Source organism: Streptomyces parvus (genome assembly GCF_014648875.1).
Classification (GTDB): domain Bacteria; phylum Actinomycetota; class Actinomycetes; order Streptomycetales; family Streptomycetaceae; genus Streptomyces; species Streptomyces parvus.
In genome coordinates this window covers 1012189-1031947 of sequence record NZ_BMRY01000001.1, presented here as the reverse complement: position 1 = coordinate 1031947, position 19759 = coordinate 1012189, and the positions used below count along the sequence as shown (strand labels likewise).

Annotated in this window: 15 protein-coding genes; 9 read left to right on the top strand and 6 right to left on the bottom strand. The window is 71.1% G+C overall.

Annotated elements, in window-relative coordinates; genetic code table 11:
* Positions 1 to 2: 2 nt before the first annotated feature.
* The 4 genes from nuoL to recQ all read left to right on the top strand — a co-directional run bounded on the left by nuoL (position 3) and on the right by recQ (position 7339).
* Entirely contained in the window at positions 3 to 1898 is a 1896-nt protein-coding gene (gene nuoL / locus IE140_RS04610) for an NADH-quinone oxidoreductase subunit L (RefSeq protein WP_150195935.1), read from the top strand.
* Between the two features lie 4 nt (positions 1899 to 1902).
* Positions 1903 to 3474 (top strand): NADH-quinone oxidoreductase subunit M, encoded by a 1572-nt coding sequence (locus tag IE140_RS04605; RefSeq protein WP_032779461.1) that lies wholly within the window; start codon positions 1903 to 1905, stop codon positions 3472 to 3474.
* On the top strand, positions 3471 to 5135 hold the full coding sequence (gene nuoN, locus IE140_RS04600; RefSeq protein WP_176741742.1) for an NADH-quinone oxidoreductase subunit NuoN: 1665 nt from the start codon (positions 3471 to 3473) through the stop codon (positions 5133 to 5135). The genes IE140_RS04605 and nuoN overlap by 4 nt, the downstream gene beginning before the upstream one ends.
* A gap of 185 nt (positions 5136 to 5320) precedes the next feature.
* Positions 5321 to 7339 carry a DNA helicase RecQ gene (recQ, locus tag IE140_RS04595; protein ID WP_150195938.1) on the top strand — a complete coding sequence of 673 codons (2019 nt, stop codon included), beginning with the start codon at positions 5321 to 5323 and terminating at the stop codon, positions 7337 to 7339.
* Positions 7340 to 7376: 37 nt separating this feature from the next.
* On the opposite strand, the gene IE140_RS04590 is transcribed toward recQ, so the two are convergent.
* From IE140_RS04590 to IE140_RS04565, 6 genes are all read right to left on the bottom strand, one after another.
* Positions 7377 to 7988, bottom strand: coding sequence for a Uma2 family endonuclease (locus tag IE140_RS04590; protein WP_093440673.1), 612 nt, complete (start codon positions 7986 to 7988; stop codon positions 7377 to 7379).
* A 133-nt stretch (positions 7989 to 8121) separates the two neighbouring features.
* Positions 8122 to 8481 (bottom strand): hypothetical protein, encoded by a 360-nt coding sequence (locus tag IE140_RS04585; RefSeq protein ID WP_093440670.1) that lies wholly within the window; start codon positions 8479 to 8481, stop codon positions 8122 to 8124.
* Complete coding sequence (locus IE140_RS04580) at positions 8481 to 9191, bottom strand: GOLPH3/VPS74 family protein (RefSeq protein ID WP_093440668.1); 711 nt, start codon at positions 9189 to 9191, stop codon at positions 8481 to 8483. Before IE140_RS04580 ends, IE140_RS04585 begins: the two co-directional genes overlap by 1 nt.
* A complete protein-coding gene (gene fahA, locus IE140_RS04575; protein WP_150194796.1) occupies positions 9188 to 10417 on the bottom strand; it encodes a fumarylacetoacetase in 1230 nt (409 codons plus the stop codon). The genes IE140_RS04580 and fahA overlap by 4 nt, the downstream gene beginning before the upstream one ends.
* A gap of 163 nt (positions 10418 to 10580) precedes the next feature.
* Positions 10581 to 12575: a CocE/NonD family hydrolase gene (locus IE140_RS04570; RefSeq protein WP_109179750.1), complete on the bottom strand. Its 1995-nt coding sequence runs from the start codon at positions 12573 to 12575 to the stop codon at positions 10581 to 10583.
* Positions 12576 to 12653: 78 nt separating this feature from the next.
* Complete coding sequence (locus tag IE140_RS04565; RefSeq protein ID WP_032779449.1) at positions 12654 to 14153, bottom strand: peptide MFS transporter; 1500 nt, start codon at positions 14151 to 14153, stop codon at positions 12654 to 12656.
* Positions 14154 to 14312: 159 nt separating this feature from the next.
* On the opposite strand from IE140_RS04565, the gene IE140_RS04560 reads away from it, so the two are divergent.
* The 5 genes from IE140_RS04560 to IE140_RS04540 all read left to right on the top strand — a co-directional run bounded on the left by IE140_RS04560 (position 14313) and on the right by IE140_RS04540 (position 19738).
* Entirely contained in the window at positions 14313 to 15323 is a 1011-nt protein-coding gene (locus IE140_RS04560; RefSeq protein ID WP_093440661.1) for a polyprenyl synthetase family protein, read from the top strand.
* 189 nt (positions 15324 to 15512) lie between these two features.
* Positions 15513 to 16775 carry a LolA family protein gene (locus IE140_RS04555; protein ID WP_150194794.1) on the top strand — a complete coding sequence of 421 codons (1263 nt, stop codon included), beginning with the start codon at positions 15513 to 15515 and terminating at the stop codon, positions 16773 to 16775.
* Positions 16776 to 16960: 185 nt separating this feature from the next.
* Positions 16961 to 17995, top strand: a complete 1035-nt coding sequence (locus IE140_RS04550; protein ID WP_189460066.1) for an ABC transporter ATP-binding protein — start codon at positions 16961 to 16963, stop codon at positions 17993 to 17995.
* A complete protein-coding gene (locus IE140_RS04545) occupies positions 17982 to 18893 on the top strand; it encodes an ABC transporter permease (protein WP_189460064.1) in 912 nt (303 codons plus the stop codon). Before IE140_RS04550 ends, IE140_RS04545 begins: the two co-directional genes overlap by 14 nt.
* Positions 18894 to 19147: 254 nt before the next feature.
* The gene (locus IE140_RS04540; RefSeq protein WP_093440656.1) at positions 19148 to 19738 is read left to right on the top strand and encodes a TetR/AcrR family transcriptional regulator; all 591 of its coding nucleotides are present in this window, start codon (positions 19148 to 19150) and stop codon (positions 19736 to 19738) included.
* The last annotated feature ends 21 nt before the right edge of the window (positions 19739 to 19759 follow it).

Below are 19759 nucleotides of genomic sequence, written 5' to 3'. Positions count from 1 at the left end.
ACGTGGAGAACCTGATTGCGCTGCTCGTTGCGGCGCCCCTGCTCGGAGCGGCGGTCCTGCTCTGCGGCGGCCGTCGGCTCGACAAGACGGGCCACTGGCTCGGTACGGCGCTCGCCGCCGCCTCGTTCGTCGTCGGACTGATCCTCTTCACCGACATGCTGGGGAAGGGCGCCGAGGACCGGGCCCTGCACCAGCACCTGTTCAGCTGGATCCCGGTGGAAGGCTTCCAGGCCGACATCGCCTTCCAGCTCGACCAGTTGTCGATGACGTTCGTCCTGCTCATCACCGGTGTGGGCACGCTGATCCACATCTACTCCATCGGCTACATGGAGCACGACGAGCGCAGGCGCCGCTTCTTCGGCTATCTCAACCTGTTCCTCGCGGCGATGCTCATCCTGGTCATCGCCGACAACTACCTGCTGCTGTACGTCGGGTGGGAGGGCGTCGGCCTGGCGTCGTTCCTGCTCATCGGCTTCTGGCAGCACAAGCCCACCGCGGCCACCGCCGCGAAGAAGGCCTTCCTGGTCAACCGGGTCGGCGACATGGGCCTCTCGATCGCCATCATGCTGATGTTCACCACCTTCGGCACCTTCGCCTTCGGGCCGGTGCTGGAGTCGGCGGGCGAGACGAGCCAGGGCAAGCTGACGGCCATCGGTCTGATGCTGCTGCTGGCCGCCTGCGGCAAGTCGGCCCAGGTGCCGCTGCAGTCCTGGCTCGGTGACGCGATGGAGGGCCCGACCCCGGTCTCCGCCCTCATCCACGCCGCGACCATGGTCACCGCCGGTGTCTATCTGATCGTCCGCTCCGGCGCGATCTTCAACGCCGCCCCGGACGCCCAGCTGGTCGTCGTCATCGTCGGTGCGGTCACGCTGATCTTCGGTGCGATCGTCGGTTGCGCCAAGGACGACGTCAAGAAGGCGCTCGCCGGCTCCACGATGTCGCAGATCGGGTACATGATCCTCGCCGCGGGCCTCGGCCCCATCGGCTACATCTTCGCGATCATGCACCTGGTGACGCACGGCTTCTTCAAGGCCGGGCTCTTCCTCGGCGCGGGCTCCGTCATGCACGGCATGAACGACGAGGTCGACATGCGCAAGTACGGCGGCCTGCGGAAGTACATGCCGGTCACCTTCATCACCTTCGGGCTCGGCTATCTGGCCATCATCGGCTTCCCCGGCCTGTCCGGCTTCTTCTCCAAGGACAAGATCATCGAGGCGGCCTTCGCCAAGGGCGGCACCGAGGGCTGGATCCTCGGCTCGGTCGCCCTGCTGGGCGCAGCGATCACCGCGTTCTACATGACGCGCGTGATGCTGATGACCTTCTTCGGCGAGAAGCGCTGGCAGCCGGACGCGGAAGGCCACGAGCCGCACCCGCACGAGTCCCCGAAGTCGATGACCATCCCGATGATCGTGCTGGCCTTCGGCTCGGTCTTCGCGGGCGGGTTCTTCGCGATCGGCGACCGGTTCGTCAACTGGCTGGAGCCGGTCACCGGTTACGACCACGGGCACTCCCCGCTGAGCGCGGCCACGGTCACCGGAGCCACCGTGGTGGCCCTGGTCATCGGCGTCGGCATCGCCTGGGCGATGTACGGCCGCAAGCCGGTCCCGGTGGTCGCCCCGCGCGGCTCGGTCCTCACCCGGGCCGCCCGCCGCGATCTCCTCCAGGACGACTTCAACCACGTGGTCCTGGTCCGCGGCGGCGAGCACCTCACCCGCTCGCTGGTCTACGTGGACCACTCCCTGGTCGACGGCGTCGTCAACGGCACGGCCGCTTCGGTCGGCGGGCTCTCCGGCCGGATGCGCAAGCTCCAGAACGGCTACGCCCGCACCTACGCGGTCTCGATGTTCGGCGGTACGGCGGTCGTCATCGCCGCGACCCTGCTGATGAGGGCGGTCTGATCACATGTCCTTTCCCCTCCTGACCGCGACGGCGGCGCTCCCGGCGATCGGTGCGATCGCCACGGCCGCCGTCCCCGCGGCGCGGCGCACCGCGGCCAAATGGCTCGCGCTGCTCTTCTCGCTCGGCACGCTCGTCCTGGCGGCGGTCGTCTTCCTCCGCTTCGAACCGGGCGGCGACCGCTACCAGCTCACCGAGTCCCGGGCCTGGATCGCCGACTTCGGCGTCCGGTACGAACTGGGCGTCGACGGCATCGGGGTGGCGCTCCTCGGCCTCACCGCGCTGCTGATCCCGTTCGTCATCGTCGCCGCCTGGCACGACGCGGATCCCCTGGAGACGAAGTCCACGCGCTGGCGTCCGACGCAGGGCTTCTTCGCCCTGATCCTCATGGTCGAGGCCATGGTGATCCTGTCGTTCGTCGCGACGGACGTCTTCCTCTTCTACATCCTGTTCGAAGCCATGCTCATCCCGATGTACTTCCTCATCGGCGGCTTCGGCGACCGGGCCCACGCGGGCACCGACGAGAGCGCCGCGACCCAGCGCTCGTACGCGGCGGTCAAGTTCCTCCTCTACAACCTGGCCGGCGGGCTGATCATGCTGGCCGCGGTCATCGGCCTCTACGTGGTCGCGGGCAGCTTCTCGCTCTCCGAGATCGCCGAGGCCCGCGCCAACGGCTCCCTGGAGATGGCGACCAGCACCGAGCGGTGGCTGTTCCTCGGGTTCTTCTTCGCCTTCGCGGTGAAGGCCCCGCTGTGGCCGCTGCACACCTGGCTGCCCAACGCGATGGGCGAGGCGACCGCCCCGGTCGCCGTGCTGATCACCGCGATCGTCGACAAGGTCGGCACCTTCGCGATGCTCCGCTTCTGCCTGGGGCTCTTCCCGGAGGCCAGCAAGTGGGCGACGCCGGTGGTCATCACCCTGGCGCTGATCTCCATCGTGTACGGGGCGCTCCTCGCGGTCGGCCAGCGCGACATCAAGCGGCTCATCGCCTACGCCTCGATCTCGCACTTCGGCTTCATCATCCTGGGCATCTTCGCCATGACGAGCCAGGGCCAGTCGGGCGCCACGCTCTACATGGTCAACCACGGCATCTCCACGGCGGCGCTGCTGCTGGTCGCCGGCTTCCTCATCACCCGGCGCGGCTCGCGGCTCATCGCGGACTACGGCGGGGTGCAGAAGGTCGCCCCCGTGCTGGCCGGGACGTTCCTCATCGGCGGGCTCGCCACCCTGTCGCTGCCCGGACTCGCCCCGTTCGTCAGTGAGTTCCTGGTCCTGGTCGGGACGTTCAGCGCGTATCCGGTGGCCGGCATCATCGCCACCTCCGGCATCGTGCTCGCCGCGCTCTACGTCCTGGTCCTCTACCAGCGCACGATGACCGGCCCGGTGCAGGAATCGGTCCGCTCCATGCCGGACCTCCGGGCCCGTGAGCTGGCGGTCGCGGTTCCGCTGATCGCCGTGCTGATCTTCCTGGGCGTCTTCCCGAAGCCGCTCACCGAGGTCGTCAACCCGGCGGTGGAGCACACCATGTCCGACGTACAGAAGAAGGACCCCCAGCCCGAGGTGGAGGCCGCCAAGTGAGCGCAACAGCTGTCCACAGCCTGTGGGCGACGGCGAGCGGGGTGACCGCGGCGGCGCCGGGCGACTCGTTCACGGCGCCGAAGATCGAGTACACCCAGCTGATGCCGGTCCTGGTCATCGTGGTCGCGGCCGTCCTCGGCATCCTGGTCGAGGCCTTCGTGCCGCGCCGGGCCCGCTACCACACCCAGCTCTTCCTGACCGTGGTCGCGGTGGCCGCCTCGTTCGCCGCGATCGTCGGCCTCGCCGCCGGGGGGTACGGCACCACGAAGGCCCGGATCGCGGCCATGGGGGCCATCGCGATCGACGGCCCCACCCTGTTCCTGCAAGGCACCATTCTCCTGGTCGCCATGGTGGCGGTGTTCACCTTCGCCGAGCGCCGGCTCGACCCCGGCAGCCACGGCAACCGCGTCGACTCGTTCGCCGCCCAGCCCGGGGCCGTACCGGGCGGCGAGGGCGAGAAGGCCGCGGTCCGGGCCGGGTTCACCACCACCGAGGTCTTCCCGCTGCTGCTCTTCTCGGTGGCGGGGCTGCTGGTCTTTCCGGCCGCCAACGACCTGCTGACCCTCTTCGTCGCGCTGGAAGTCTTCTCGCTCCCGCTCTACCTCCTGTGCGCCGTCGCCCGCCGCAAGCGGCTGATGTCGCAGGAGGCGGCCGTGAAGTACTTCCTGCTCGGCGCGTTCTCCTCGGCGTTCCTGCTCTTCGGGATCGCCCTCCTCTACGGCTACGCGGGCTCCCTGTCGTACGCCGAGATCGCCAACGTCGTCGACGGCTCGGTCCTGGAGATCGACCCCGCCCTCGCCGACACCATGGGCAACGACGCGCTGCTGCTCATCGGCGGTGCGATGCTCCTGACCGGCCTGCTCTTCAAGGTCGGCGCGGTCCCGTTCCACATGTGGACCCCGGACGTCTACCAGGGCGCCCCGACCCCGGTCACCGGCTTCATGGCCGCGGCCACGAAGGTCGCCGCGTTCGGCGCGCTGCTGCGCCTGCTGTACGTGGCACTGCCGGGCCTCACCTGGGACCTGCGGCCGGTCATGTGGGCGGTGGCCATCGTCACGATGCTGGGCGGGGCGATCGTCGCGATCACTCAGACCGACATCAAGCGTCTCCTCGCCTACTCCTCGATCGCGCACGCGGGCTTCATCCTCGCGGGCGTCATCGCGGCCAACCCGGAGGGCATCTCCTCGGTCCTCTTCTACCTGCTCGCCTACTCCTTCGTGACGGTCGGCGCGTTCGCCGTGGTCACGCTGGTGCGGGACGCGGGCGGCGAGGCCACCCACCTGTCGAAGTGGGCCGGGCTCGGCCGCCGCTCGCCGCTGGTCGCGGCGGTCTTCGCGGTGTTCCTGCTGGCCTTCGCCGGGATTCCGCTGACCTCCGGGTTCTCCGGCAAGTTCGCGGTGTTCAAGGCGGCGGCGGAGGGCGGGGCCGGGGCGCTGGTCGTCGTCGGGGTGCTCTCCTCGGCCGTCGCGGCGTTCTTCTACATCCGCGTGATCGTCCTGATGTTCTTCAGCGAGCCGAAGGCGGACGGCCCCACGGTCGCCGTCCCGTCCCCGCTGACCATGACGACGATCGCGGTCGGCGTCGCCGTGACCCTGGTGCTGGGCCTGGCCCCGCAGTACTTCCTGGATCTGGCGAGCCAGGCGGGGGTCTTCGTGCGGTAGCGGCAGCCCGCGCGGGAAGCACCCGCGGTATGAGCGACAGCAGCGCCGGACGGTCGGTTATCCACAGACCGTCCGGCGTTGTCGTTCCCTCCGCCTATCGTGGACGGGGACGAGAGCAGAACGGGACAGGGCCGGGCGAGCGGACCCTCGGCGGACCCTCGGGGGACAGAGCATTGGGCGTGAGCATGGACGAGACCACCGGGACGGTGACCGGGACCGGCGCCGACACGGGCGGCGAGAGCGAGGCGCGCCGGACACTGCACCGCGTCTTCGGGTACGAGTCGTTCCGCGGCGAGCAGGGCGCGATCATCGAGCATGTCGTGGCGGGCGGCGACGCGGTCGTCCTCATGCCCACCGGCGGCGGAAAGTCCCTCTGCTACCAGATCCCGTCCCTGGTCCGGCGGGGCACCGGCGTCGTCGTCTCCCCCCTGATCGCCCTCATGCAGGACCAGGTCGACGCCCTGCGGGCCCTCGGCGTCCGGGCCGGCTTCATGAACTCCACGCAGGACTTCGACGAGCGCCGCTCGATGGAGGCGCAGTTCCTCGCGGGCGAGCTCGACATCCTCTACCTGGCGCCCGAGCGGCTGCGGCTGGACTCCACGCTCTCCCTGCTGGCCCGGGGCGAGGTCTCCGTATTCGCGATCGACGAGGCGCACTGCGTCGCCCAGTGGGGCCACGACTTCCGCCCCGACTATCTGGCGCTGTCCGTGCTCGGCGAGCGCTGGCCGGACGTGCCGCGCATCGCGCTGACGGCGACCGCGACGAACACCACGCACGAGGAGATCACCCGCCGGCTCGGTATGCCGGACGCGAAGCACTTCGTCGCGAGCTTCGACCGGCCGAACATCCAGTACCGGATCGTGCCGAAGACCGAGCCCAAGAAGCAGCTCCTCTCCTTCCTCAAGGAGGAGCACGCGGGGGACGCGGGCATCGTCTACTGCCTCTCGCGCAACTCCACGGAGAAGATCGCGGAGTATCTGAGCCGCAACGGCGTGGAGGCCGTGCCGTACCACGCGGGCCTGGACGCCTCCACGCGCGCCGCCCACCAGGCGCGGTTCCTCCGCGTGGAGGGGCTCGTCGTCGTCGCGACGATCGCGTTCGGCATGGGCATCGACAAGCCGGACGTCCGCTTCGTCGCCCACGTCGACCTGCCCAAGTCCGTCGAGGGGTATTACCAGGAGACCGGCCGCGCGGGCCGGGACGGGGAGCCGTCCACGGCCTGGATGGCGTACGGACTCCAGGACGTCGTCCAGCAGCGCAAGCTCATCCAGGGCGGCGAGGGCGACGAGGCGTTCCGCCGCCGGGCCGCCTCCCACCTCGACTCGATGCTGGCCCTGTGCGAGACGGTCCAGTGCCGCCGGGCCCAGCTGCTGACCTACTTCGGCCAGGAGCCCACGGCCCCCGCCTGCGGCAACTGCGACACCTGCCTCACCCCGCCGGAGACCTGGGACGGCACGATCGTCGCGCAGAAGCTGCTCTCCACGGTGGTTCGGCTGAAGCGCGAGCGGAACCAGAAGTTCGGCGCGGGCCAGATCATCGACATCCTGCTGGGCCGCAAGACCGCCAAGGTCATCCAGTTCGACCACGACCAGCTCTCCGTCTTCGGCATCGGCGAGGAGCTGGCCGAGGCGGAGTGGCGCGGCGTGGTCCGCCAGCTGCTGGCCCAGGGCCTGCTGGCGGTCGAGGGGGAGTACGGCACGCTGGTCCTGACCGACGAGAGCGCCACGGTCCTCGGCCGGGAGCGGGACGTCCTGCTCCGCAAGGAGCCGAAGAGGCCGACGTCCCGGTCTTCGTCGTCCTCGTCCGGCGGCGGCAGGGGCGCCAAGGCCAAGGCGGCCCCCGCCGACCTCCCCGAGTCCGCCGTCCCGGTCTTCGAGGCGCTGCGCGCCTGGCGCGGGGCGCAGGCCAAGGAGCAGGGCGTCCCGGCGTATGTGATCTTCCACGACGCGACGCTGCGGGAGATCGCGACGGTCCACCCGACGACGATCGGGGAGCTGGGAGGCATCAGCGGCCTCGGCGAGAAGAAGCTCGCGACGTACGGCGAGGGCGTCCTGGAGGTCCTGGCCGAGACGTCCCCGGGAGCGGCCCCGGAGGCACCGGCGGCCCCGTCCCCCGCACCACGCACGGCCCCGGCCCGCGCCGCGGCCCCGCAGCACAGCGACCCCGAGTTCGGCTGGGACGAGGAACCGCCCGAGTACGAGTGAGGCGCGGACCGGGCGGCGGCGCGAGGGGCGGTGTGACCTACTGCGGGTCCGCCGCCCGGCTGCGGCGGGCCGTGATCGCCGTGAGGTCCAGGTCTACGGCGAACGGCACCGACACCTTCATCCGGTCGTGGAAGATCCCTGTCGAGGTGTACGCGCCGGTGGCCGGCTCCCGCTCGAAGACGTACACCACGGCTCGCCCGTCGTGGTTCTCCACCCGCCAGTAGTGGGGGATGGTCGCGCGGGCGTACTTCACGGGCTTGGTCTCCCGGTCGCGGGTCACTGAATCCCCGGAGACGACCTCGATGGTCAGCAGCACGGAATCGGCGGGCAGCCGTGTCTGGTCCATGCTCTGGATGACCCTTTCGGGCACGACGATCACATCGGGTTCGGGACGGTTGTGCCGATCGATGTCGATGGTGAAGCGGCTGATCGTGTGTGTACCGGGCAGGGCTGCGGCGCGCAGATGTTCCCCGAAGAAGCTGATGGCGCGCGAGTGGAAGAGCGTCTGCGGGCAGGGGAACACCAGGCTCCCGTCGATCAGCTCCGTGTGGGACGGCAGATTCGGGAGTGTGTCCAGGTCATCGGCGGTCCAGCCGCCCTCGGGTGGGACTGCCCACTGAGGCTCGGAGGTCTGGTCGTCCTCGTTCATCCGTGCTCCATGCGAGGAGTCTCGCGATCCCGACCAGCGTATCCGCCGGGAACCGGATCCGGATGGCCCGAACGTGTGAACGCCTCTCGTCAGGGTGACGGGCCGAGCGGCGGGGGGCGAGAAGGCGGCGGGCCTAATCCGGGTCCGTCAGTCGGCCCAGGCGGCGGGTGTTGCTGCGGCCGCAGGCCAGGCACACCAGCCAGTCCAGCCGCTCGCCGTCCCGTTCGAAGGGTTCGCTCACGACGTTCTCCTCTTCCCAGCCGCAGAACACACAGTCCGCCCCGTCGCCCTGGAGCCGCCGCATGGTCTGCAGACGGCCGCTGTGGGTGTTCAGCACGCCCACCCAGCGGCAGGCGCGGCATTCCCACCACCGCTGGTGTGGGGGACGCAAACGCGGCCCGTCGAGGATCCGTTCCGGAGGGTTTCCGCAGGCCGGGCACGCCGACAGCTCGTCGGCCGGTTCCCCGTCGGTGCCGGTCTCGGGTACGTCCATCAGTCCCCGCCCCCGCCGCAGCCGCCGCCCCCGCCCCCGTCGCTCCAGCCGCCGCTGTCGCTGCTCCCGCCGCTGGACTGGTTCTGGCGGACGTTGTGGTGGACCGCCGAGGCGAACCACAGGGCGCGGCGTACGGTCTTCATCGCGGAGCGGCCCTCGCGGCCGGCGGTGGTGAGGGTGCCGGCCAGGCCCGTCGCCGAGACGAGGCCGGCCAGGGCGCGGCTGCGCCGGTCCGGGAAGCCCCGGGACTCCGCCTGGCCGAAGCGCCACCGGGTCGCGCCCGTCAGGTCGGGGTCGCCCGGGAAGTGGCGCTGGTAGGGGAAGAGGCCCAGGAAGCGGCGGGTCTCGCGGCGCAGGATGCCGCGTTCGATCAGGTGGTCCAGGTGGCGTTCCTCGGCGTTGCGGCCGTACATCCGGATCCACGCCTTGGCGCTGGTCCCCGGGCGGAAGCGCTTCTTCTTGCCGGACGGCGGGTCGAGCGTGGTCAGCAGCGAGGCGAGCAGCGGGTGGGCCGGGTCCAGGGGATTGACCACCTGGACCCGGCCGCGCTCCTCACGTATCCGGCCCTGGAGCTCCAGCTCCGCGAGGACCGCGCCCGCCGTGCCGTACCGCAGATGTGTGCGGTCGCAGAGCGGTTTGCCGCGCTCCGGGTCCAGCGTCAGCAGGAGCAGTTCCTCGGGCAGGGTCAGGTCGGAGGCGTCGCGCGTCATGGAGCGGTGACGATCCTTCCGGTGACGTCGCCGAGGCCGACGCGGGTGCCGTGCGGGCCGGGGGCCCAGGCGGTCAGCGTGACCGTGTCGCCGTCCTCCAGGAACGTCCGCTTGCCCTCGGCCAGTTCGAGCGCGTCGCGGCCGTTCCAGGTGAGCTCCAGGAGCGAGCCGCGCTGGTGCGTGTCGGGGCCGCTGACCGTGCCGGAGCCGTACAGGTCGCCGGTGCGCAGCGACGCGCCGTTCACCGTCATGTGCGCGAGCTGCTGGGCCGCGGTCCAGTACATCGAGGCGAACGGCGGCTCGGCGACGACCTGGCCGTTGATCTCGACGGTGATCCGGATGTCGAAGCCGCCCGGCTCCTCGTCCTCTGCGTCGTCGAGGTAGGGCAGGAGCGGGAAGTCCCGGGCGGGCGGGGCGGTGCGGGCGGCGTCCAGGGCCTCCAGCGGGGTGACCCACGCGGAGACGGAGGTGGCGAAGGACTTGCCGAGGAACGGGCCGAGCGGCACGTACTCCCAGGCCTGGAGGTCGCGCGCGGACCAGTCGTTGAGGAGGGACAGCCCGAAGACGTGCTCGCGGAAGTCGGCCAGCGGGACCGGGGTGCCGTGCGCGGAGGGGACGCCGACGACGAAGCCGACCTCGGCCTCGATGTCGAGCTTCACCGAGGGCCCGAAGACGGGGGCCGGGTCGGTGGGGGCCTTGCGCTGGCCGCTGGGGCGTACGACGTCGGTGCCGGAGACCACGACGGTGCCGGAGCGGCCGTGGTAACCGATCGGCAGGTGCTTCCAGTTGGGGGTGAGCGCGTCGCCGTCCGGCCGGAAGATCCTTCCGACGTTGGTGGCGTGGTGCTCGCTGGCGTAGAAGTCGACGTAGTCCGCCACCTCGTACGGCAGGTGCAGGGTCACCGCGTCCACCGGGTGCAGCAGCGGTTCGATGTCCGCGCGGTGGGCGGGGACGGTCAGCCAGGCGGTGAGCGCGCGGCGCACGTCGCGCCAGGCGGTGCGGCCCGCCGAGAGCAGCGGCGTCAGGCTCGGCTGTGCCAGCAGCCCCGCGTACGGGGAGCCCAGCGCGTGGGCGGCGGCGCCGGCGTCCAGGACGTGGTTGCCGATGCGGACGCCGACCCGGCGCACGTCGGGGTGGTCGGGGGTGGAGAACACACCGTACGGAAGGTTGTGCGGGCCGAAGGGGTCGCCCTCGGCCAGATCGAGCGGGCTGCTCTGCTCGGGCATGTGGTGCTGCCTCGCTTTCCAGGTCGCGTTGGGGACACGTTACGTCGGGGCTCCTACCCAGCGGCAGTGCCCTGACCATCCCCAACTGTGCGTATTGCCCGGAAAGTTCGCTGGTTACCGTCGGTTCTCCCCGGAAATCCGGGGGATCCGCGCCGGAAACGGATCAGCCCGCGGTGCGCGGGATGCGCTTCTCCCAGGTGCGGTGGAAGACGACCTCCTCGCCGTCCTTGCAGATCACCTCGTCGGAGGTGATGAAGTCGTGCTCGTCGGCCGCGATCTCGGAGTGGGTCTCGACGCGGACGTCCCAGGACATCTCCGGCCGGTGCAGCCGGATCGCCCAGTCGCTGCGGGTGCGTGCGGAGAGCGGGTCGTCCTGCTGGATCGTGTACGTCTCCAGGGCGTCCTCGGTGAATTCGAGGCCGTCGGGGTAGACCCGCGTACCGCCGTAGCGGGGGTCGACCTCCAGGCGCCATTCGCCCTTGGCGACATCGCGGACGACGAGGCGTTCGGGGCGCGGCTCCTCCAAGGTGACCGGGTAGACCACGCCGAGCGGTTCGGACTGCTCCGGTTCGCCGAAGCTGATTCCCGGGTCCTCGGTGTGGCGGCGCACCGGCAGTTCGACGAAGCTCCCGTCGGCGTCGAGCGTGAAGCCCGCCGAGCCGGCCTGCGGCCAGATCCAGGGCCAGTACGCGGAGGAGATCGCGATCCGGATGCGGTGGCCGGGCGGGAAGGTGTGCCCGATGCCGTTGAGGTCGAAGACGACGTCCTCACTCTCGCCGGGCGTCCAGTCGTCGGTTCGGTCGCGGCCGTGGCGGGCGGCGAGGTTGAGGACGCCCCGGGTGACGAGCGTCGATGCGCCGTCGGGGGCGACGTCGCAGAGCCGGGCGATGGCCTGGCCGCGGGTCGCGTCCATCCGGATGCGGAGCTTCACCCGGGGGCGGCCGAGGATCTCGATCGGCGCGTCGGTGACGGGAAACTCGAAGGACACCGACTTGGCGTCCTCGTCCCGCTGGTCCGGCGGCAGGTCCGCCTCGTTGCCGAACGGGAAGAAGCGGCCCGCGTCCAGGCCGGTCTGCTGCGGCGAGGCGACGATCCGCTCGCCGCCCTGGAGGGCGTACGCCATCGGGTTCACGTTCTCCGAGGGCCAGGAGGCGTCCCCGACCCAGCGTCCCGGCAGCGTCTCGTACACCGTGGCGGGCGGGTGTGAGCCGCTGATCCAGGACCGCAGCAGCGGCTCCCGCATCACGCCCGTCTCCTTGCCCTTGAGGTGCTGGTCCCACCAGCGCAGCGTCTCCTGGAGGAAGCCGATCGCGGGCCCCGGCGGCAGCCCCCGGTCGGGGTACTGGTGCGACCACGGGCCGATGATCCCGCGCACCTGCCCGGGGTCCAGGTGCTCGACGAGCCTGAGGACGGTGTCGCGGTACGGGTCGTGCCAGCCGCCGACCGCGAGGACGTTCGCCTTGATCGCGCCGTAGTCCTCGCAGACGCTGCCGTGCTTCCAGTAGGCGTCGCGGCTCTGGTGGGCGAGCCAGGTGTGACTGAAGGGTTCGACGGCCTCCAGCCGCTTCAGCCACATCTCCTTCCAGTCGTCGCCGGCCTGCGCCGGGTCGGGCGGGCGGCAGACGAAGGCGAGCATGGTGGCCGCCCAGGCGTGCATGTCCACGGCGAGGACCGATCCGCCCATGTAGTGCACGTCGTTGTCGTAGCGGTCGTCGGCCGAGCAGACGGTGACGATCGCCTTCAGCGGCTCGGGGGCGAGCGCGGCGATCTGGAGCGAGTTGAAGCCGCCCCAGGAGATCCCGAACATCCCGACCCGGCCGGAGCACCACTCCTGCTGGGCCAGCCAGTGGATGACGGCGACCCCGTCCTCCAGTTCCTGCGCGTCGTACTCGTCGCCCGGCAGCCCCTCGCTGTTGCCGTGCCCCCGGACATCGACCCGTACGGAGGCGTAGCCGTGGCCCGCGTACCAGGGGTGGCGCTGCCAGTCGCGCGGCGCGGTCCAGTCGCTGAGCCGGTAGGGCAGGTACTCCAGCAGGGCGGGGACCGGTTCGTCGGTCAGCGGCCGCCAGATCCGGGCGTAGAGCAGGGTGCCGTCGGACAGCGGGATCCGGACGTCCTCGTGGGTGGTCTCGTACGGGAACTCGGTCGTGATGTTCATGGGGACCACCTCGGTGGGGGACGGGGTGCTTTCGAGCGGGCGTACGGGTCGGTCGGGGGGATGCGTGGGGCGTACGGGTCAGTGGACGGGGTGCATCGTGCGTTTCAGCCAGGGCGCGGCCAGGATCATCGCCACACCGGCCGCCACGGCGATCGCCCCGTTGACGCCGAAGTACGCGGGGTTGGAGACCTCGCCGTACAGCTTCACGATCTGGGCCTGGATGCCGTTGGCCAGGGCGAGGGAGAGGAACCACAGGGCCATCGTCTGGCTGGCGAACGCCTTCGGGGCGAGCTTGGTGGTGGCGGACATGCCGGAGGTCTCCAGCAGGATGTCGCCGAGCCCGAGCAGCAGGTACGAGCCGACGATCCACCAGGCCGCCATGCGGTACGTGTCGTCGGCGTGCCCGGAGGTCGGCAGGACCATCAGGATGAAGGAGAGCCCGCCGAGGATCACCCCGAACGCGATCTTGTTGGAGGCGTGCGGCTGGCGGGTGCCCATCCGGGCCCAGACGGCGGCGACGACCGGGGCGAGCGCGACCTCGAAGGCGCCGAGCGCGGAGGCGTACCAGCTGGCCGGGAAGGTGAAGCCGAGGATCTCGGTACGGGCGTTGGTCGACGCGAGCAGCATCATCGTCGAGTACGCCTGGAAGAGGATGAAGTTGAAGACGACGGACCCGAGGAAGAGGACGACGTACGGGCGGAGCCTGCCGCGTTCCTCGGCGGTGACCCGCGGGGAGCGGAACATCACCACGAAGTAGACGACCGGGGCGATCACCGAGATGACGGTGAGCACGTCGACGAACCGGTCCATCGTCAGCCAGCCCGCCAGGGCCAGCGCGGTGGCGGCGAGGGCGACCACGACCGCCCCGCCGACGATCATGAGGACCGCGCGGCGCATCGCGTCGGGGGCCAGCGCGAATTCGGCGGCGTGCTTACGCCCGGCCAGGTGACGGCGGCCCGCGACGTACTGGATCAGGCCGAAGGTCATGCCGATCGCGGCGGCAGAGAAGCCCCAGTGCCAGCTCCAGTGCTCGCCGAGCCAGCCGGTGATCAGCGGTCCGGCGAACGCGCCGATGTTGATGCCCATGTAGTAGAGGGCGAAGCCGGCGTCGCGCCGTTCGTCGTCGGTGCGGTAGAGCTTGCCGACCATGGAGGCCACATTGGGCTTGAGCAGGCCCGTTCCGGCGCTGATCAGGCCGAGGCCCACCCAGGTCATGGCGTCGGTGGGGACGGCCATGGAGTAGTGGCCGCAGGCGATGAGGATGCCGCCGTACAGCACGGCCCGGTACGAGCCGAGGATCCGGTCGGCCAGCCAGCCGCCCGCCACGGAGACCAGATAGACCAACGTGCCGTAGGCGGCGGCGACGGAGGCGGCGGTGCCGGGGTCCATGGCCATGCCGCCGTTCGCCACGGTGTCGGCGAAGAACAGCACCAGGATGGCCTGCATGCCCAGGAACGAGAACCGCTCCCAGACCTCCAGGCCGGACAGGGTCATCAGCCCCCGCGGCTGCCCGAAGAAGGCGTGGTCGTCCTCGGGCGGGGGCTGGGCCGGCTCGGTGGCAGCGCTGCTGTGGGACAAAGCGGAGACTCCTGATCGTATGAGCTGATCCCGAACATACCGGCGGTCATGGGAAGCCGCCCACGGTGATCCATAGCGGACCGGATACGCTGAAGTTGCCAGGAGAGACAGCGACACATCGACATTGAGTGTGATCGTCAGCAGACAGGAGATGCCCCCGTGACCGTCGTCGGGTCGTTCGGACTGCACGTGCGGGACCAGGCTCTTGAGGCCGATGTCCAGTCGGGGCTGGCCGCTGTCGAGGCAGGGCTGCTCGAAGCCACCAAGAGCGATGTCCCCTTCATCACGGACGCCGCCCAGCACCTGTTGCGTGCGGGGGGCAAGAGGTTCCGTCCCTTGCTGGTCATGCTCGCGTCACAGTTCGGGGATCCCGACGCGCCGGGAGTCGTCCCCTCGGCCGTCGTCGTCGAGCTGACCCACCTGGCCACGCTGTACCACGACGACGTGATGGACGAGGGCGACGTGCGGCGCGGGGTGCCCAGCGCCAACACCCGCTGGGGCAACTCGGTCGCCGTCCTCACCGGCGACTTCCTCTTCGCCCGCGCCTCCCACATCCTGGCCGACCTCGGCCCCGAGGCCGTCCGCATCCAGGCCGAGGCCTTCGAGCGGCTCGTCACCGGCCAGATCCTGGAGACCGCGGGCCCGCGCGACGGCCGCGACCCGGTCGACCACTACCTGGACGTGCTCAGCGGCAAGACCGGTTCGCTGGTCGCCGTCTCCGGCCGGTTCGGGGCGATGATGTCCGGCGCCGACGAGCGGACCGTGGACGTCCTCACCCAGTACGGGGAACGGCTCGGCATCGCCTTCCAGCTCGCCGACGACGTCCTCGACATCGCCTCCGACTCCCACGAGTCCGGCAAGACCCCCGGCACCGACCTGCGCGAGGGCATCCCGACGCTCCCGGTCCTGCGGCTGCGCGCCCAGGCGGCGGCCGACGGCAAGCCCGACGACCTGGAGCTCGTCGAGCTGCTCGACGGGGACCTGAGCAGCGACGACGCGCTGGCCGAGGTGCTGCGCCGGCTGCGCGCCCACCCGGCGCTGGAGCAGGCCCGCCAGGACTCCGTGCGCTACGCCCAGGAGGCGCGCGCCACGCTGGCGCCGCTGCCCGAGGGGTACGCGAAGGCCGCGCTGGAGGAGCTGTGCGACGCGGTGGTGCACCGCGCGGGCTGAGGCGGTGTCTGCCGTTGGCTGACGCGGTGTCACGGGGTGGCCCTCCCCTACGGGATGGCGTACGGGCCCCCTCCGGTTGTCATACCGGAGCAGTACGCGGAGTTGATTCCCCGGGCTGACGCTTCGAACCGTCCGATTTGGTCAGATGGTTATCAACGGAAGCCGCCGACCACGGAGGTAGGGCACACCATGGCACCCAACGACAGCGCAGAGACCACCGGAGAGGCCGCGGACACTGTCGTGGGCCGCCGGAAGGCGGCGCGCTACATCGTCCCCGTCGCGGTCGCGGGGGTGGCGGCCGCGACCATCGGACTCGTCCCGGCGCTCGCGAACTCGGGCGATCCGGACCTGCCGAAGATCAGCGCACAGGAACTCATCGAGAAGATCGCCGCTTCCGACGAGGAGCAGCTCTCCGGCACGTTCAAGATCAGCACGGACCTGGGCCTGCCCCTGGACGGCCTCGCGGGCTCGCTCGTACCGGGCGGCGAGGGCCGGGGCGGCGACAAGGACGCCGGCGCGGCGGCCCCGCAGGACAAGCTCATGGAGCTGACGTCCGGCACGCACACGCTGCGGGTGGCCGCCGACGGCCCGGAGCGGCAGAAGCTCTCCATCCTCGGGGACGCGTCCGAGTACAGCCTCATCCACAACCAGGGCGAGGTCTGGGCGTACGACAGCAAGTCCGACGAGGTCTACCACGCCGAGGCGCCCGAGGGCCGGGACGGCGGCGGCCACGCGGAGAAGGCCCCGAAGGCCCCCGAGGGTGCTCCGGCCACCCCGAAGGACTTCGCCGAGCAGGCGCTCGCGGCGGCCGGGGAGACCACCTCGGTGACCGTCGACGGCACGGCGCAGGTCGCCGGGCGGGACGCGTACCAGCTGCTGATCAAGCCGAAGCAGTCCGGCTCGACGATCGGCTCGGTCCGGATCGCCGTGGACGCCGAGAACGGCGTACCGCTGAAGTTCACCCTGTCCGCGGCGAGCGGTGGCAAGGCCGTCGTCGACGCCGGGTTCACCAAGGTCGACTTCGCGAAGCCCGCCGCGTCCACGTTCGCCTTCACGCCGCCCAAGGGCGCCAAGGTGACCGAGGCCGACGAGCTGGAGACCGGCAAGGACGAGCGCGGCGCGATGCAGAAGGCGCTGCCCGGACAGCTGGCCGAGCTGGACGGCCTCGCGGGCGAGGGCGGCTTCAACGTCATCGGGGAGGGCTGGACCTCGATCGCCGAGATCAGGTCCCCCGGCGGCAAGGGGCTGCCCGAGGCCGGCTCGGGCGACATCCCGGCCGAGGCGCAGGGCTTCCTCGACGCGCTCGGCGACAAGGTCACCGGGAAGTTCGGCTCGGGCACGGTCTTCAAGACGCGCCTGGTCAACGCCCTGCTGACGGACGACGGATCGGTGTACGTCGGAGCGGTGACGAAGGACGCGCTGGTGCGTGCGGCGGACGCCGCCGCGAAGTAGAACGTTTCCAGGGGCACCCCCGACACCCGGGCACCCGGGCACCCGGGCACCCGGGCACCCGGGCACCCGGGCACCTGGACAACAGGTCACCCGGACACCCGGCCGCAGTGGCCTCCGCGCATCCGCGTGGGGGCCGCGGCGGCCCAGCGCTCGACGACCCGCGCTCACGGAGAGGTGCGACCGCCATGACGGACACAGCGGCCGAGGCCGAGGACGCGCCGGAGGGGCGTGCGGCGGCCACGGGTGCGGCGCCGGGGAACCCCGCACCGGTCGCGGCCACCGGGGCCCCCGTCATCCGCACCCGTGGCCTGACCAAGCGTTACCGGGGCGGTCAGCTCGCCGTGGACGGCCTCGATCTGACCGTGCCCGCCGGCAGCGTCTTCGGCTTCCTCGGCCCCAACGGCTCCGGGAAGACCACCACGATCCGGATGCTGATGGGCCTCATCGACCCGACGTCCGGCACCGCCGAGGTGCTCGGCCGCCCGATGCCGGAGGCCGCCCGTACGGTGCTGCCGGAGGTAGGCGCGCTGATCGAGGGGCCCGCGCTGTACGGCTTCCTGAACGGCCGGGACAACCTCCTGCGGTACGACCGGGCCGACCCCACCGCCGACCCGCGCACCCGGCGGGCCCGCGTGGACGAAGCCCTGGCCCGGGTCGGGCTCGCCGCCGCCTCCGGCAAGAAGGCCAAGGCGTACTCGCTCGGCATGAAGCAGCGCCTCGGCCTGGCCGCCGCCCTGCTCCGGCCGCGCCGGCTGCTGGTCCTGGACGAGCCGACCAACGGCCTCGACCCGCAGGGCATGCGCGAGATCCGTCTCCTGGTGCGGGAGCTGGCGGCCGAGGGCACCACGGTGTTCCTCTCCTCCCACCTCCTGGACGAGATCGAGCAGGTCTGCACGCACGCGGCGGTGATGGCCCGGGGCCGGCTGATCGTCCAGGGCCCGGTCGCCGACCTCGCCGCGAGCGCCCGGGGCCGGCTCGCCGTCACCACCCCCGACCCCGGGGCCGCCGCCCGCATCCTCAAGGAGCACGGGCTCACCGGCCTGAGCACCGACGGCGACCGGCTGACCGCCGACGCCCCGCCCGCCGCCGTGGACCTCGCCGACCTCAACGCGTCGCTGGTGGGCGGCGGGGTGCGGGTGCGGTTCTTCGGCGTCGAGCGGGGTTCGCTGGAGGACGCCTTCGTCGCACTCACGGGAGAGGGATTCGATGTCGCGGGCTGAGAAGTCGCAGGCTGAACGGGCGCGTCCCGGTGACCCGCGGGGCATTCGCCATCCGCTGTGGACCCTGGGTCTCCTCCGCTCCGAGATCACCACGCTGCTGCGCCGCCACCGCACCTACGCCCTGCTCGCCGTCCTCGCCGCCGTCCCCGTCCTCATCGGGATCGCGGTCCGGATCGAGACGGGCGGCGGCGGAGGCGGCGGGGAGGGCGGTCCGGACGGCGGGGCGGGCCCGGCCTTCCTCGCCCAGGTCACCAACAACGGCTTCTTCCTGGTCTTCGCCGCCCTCGCCGCGACGCTGCCGGTCTTCCTGCCGATGGCCGTCGGTGTCGTCGCGGGCGACGCGATCGCGGGCGAGGCGAACAGCGGCACCCTGCGCTATCTGCTGGTCGCCCCGGCGGGCCGGACCCGGCTGCTGCTCGTGAAGTACGCCTCCGTCCTCGTCTTCTGCCTGGTCGCGACCCTCGTCGTGGCGGTGTCGGCGCTGGCGGTGGGCGCGCTGCTGTTTCCGGTGGGGGACGTCACCACGATCTCGGGGACCCGGATCGGCTTCGGCGAGGGGCTGGTGCGGGCGGCGCTGACCGCGCTGGTCGTGGCGGTGTCCCTGGCCGGGTTCGCCGCGATCGGGCTGTTCGTCTCGACGCTGACCGGCAGCGGGATCGGGGCGATGGCGGCCACGGTCGGACTGCTGATCACGGTGCAGATCCTGGACAGCATTCCGCAGCTGAGCGGCGTGCACCCGTATCTGTTCGCGCACTATTGGATGTCGTTCGCCGACGTTCTGCGCGAGCCGGTCTACTGGGACGACCTGAGCAAGAACTTCCAGTTGCAGGGGCTGTACGTCGCGGTGTTCGGCTCGGCGGCCTGGGCGCGCTTCACGGCCAAGGACATCACGGCGTAGGAACATCACGGCGTAGGGGACACCCCGGGGGCGGGGCGCAAGGCGGCCTGGCCGGATCGGATCGGCGGGGTCCGCACGCGCCGTCGGCCGGGCGAGCCGTCCCCCGATCGGCTCGTCGCGGCACGAACGGCACGAACGGTGCGGACAACGGGAACGACACGACACGGTACGTTCCGTTTCCGCCTGCGTATTGTTCGGTCTTTGGCGACGAGATGTCAACAAGAGATTGGCTGGAACCCCCCTATGCTCACCGAATGATCACATCGCCGAGCAGTGTGCGACGCAGCGAACGATCACGCCGCGCGATCCTGCGGTCCGCCCTCGACCTCTGTGCGGAGCGGGGGTACGGGCACGTCACGATAGAGGCCATCGCGGCCGACGCAGGGGTCAGCAAGAAGACGATCTACCGCTGGTGGCCTTCGAAGGGCGCGGTGTTGCTGGAGGCGTTCACGGACGCCCTGATCGACGCCACCCCGTTCGTCGACACCGGCGACATCGGCGCCGACCTGCGCACCCACGTCGCCGGTGCGGTGAAGCTGCTCTCGGTCCCGCCCTTCGGCCCCGCCTACGCGGGCATCCTCTCCGAACTGCACCACGACGACCGCCTGGCCCAGCAGCTGAGGGAGCAGCTGGTCGACCCGCGCGTCGAGGAGGCGATCGGCCGGCTCCGCAGCGCCCAGGACCAGGGCCAGATCCCGCCCGGCGCGGACCTCCCGCTGGCCGTGGAGATGCTGTACGGCCCCGTCTACTACCGCCATGTGCTGCGCAAGCCGGTCCAGGACGAGGAGACGATCGCCACACTGGTGGACCACGTCCTGCGGTCGCTGCGCGCGCCGGGGTACTGAGGCCGTTCCGGAAGGAGCGGG

Coding starts and splice junctions, on each gene's coding strand:
- IE140_RS04605 (WP_032779461.1), top strand. CDS start 1,903: ATGTCCTTTCCCCTCCTGACCGCGACGGCGGCGCTCCCGGCGATCGGT.
- recQ (WP_150195938.1), top strand. CDS start 5,321: ATGGACGAGACCACCGGGACGGTGACCGGGACCGGCGCCGACACGGGC.
- IE140_RS04590 (WP_093440673.1), bottom strand. CDS start 7,988: ATGAACGAGGACGACCAGACCTCCGAGCCTCAGTGGGCAGTCCCACCC.
- IE140_RS04585 (WP_093440670.1), bottom strand. CDS start 8,481: ATGGACGTACCCGAGACCGGCACCGACGGGGAACCGGCCGACGAGCTG.
- IE140_RS04580 (WP_093440668.1), bottom strand. CDS start 9,191: ATGACGCGCGACGCCTCCGACCTGACCCTGCCCGAGGAACTGCTCCTG.
- fahA (WP_150194796.1), bottom strand. CDS start 10,417: ATGCCCGAGCAGAGCAGCCCGCTCGATCTGGCCGAGGGCGACCCCTTC.
- IE140_RS04570 (WP_109179750.1), bottom strand. CDS start 12,575: ATGAACATCACGACCGAGTTCCCGTACGAGACCACCCACGAGGACGTC.
- IE140_RS04555 (WP_150194794.1), top strand. CDS start 15,513: ATGGCACCCAACGACAGCGCAGAGACCACCGGAGAGGCCGCGGACACT.
- IE140_RS04550 (WP_189460066.1), top strand. CDS start 16,961: ATGACGGACACAGCGGCCGAGGCCGAGGACGCGCCGGAGGGGCGTGCG.
- IE140_RS04545 (WP_189460064.1), top strand. CDS start 17,982: ATGTCGCGGGCTGAGAAGTCGCAGGCTGAACGGGCGCGTCCCGGTGAC.
- IE140_RS04540 (WP_093440656.1), top strand. CDS start 19,148: ATGATCACATCGCCGAGCAGTGTGCGACGCAGCGAACGATCACGCCGC.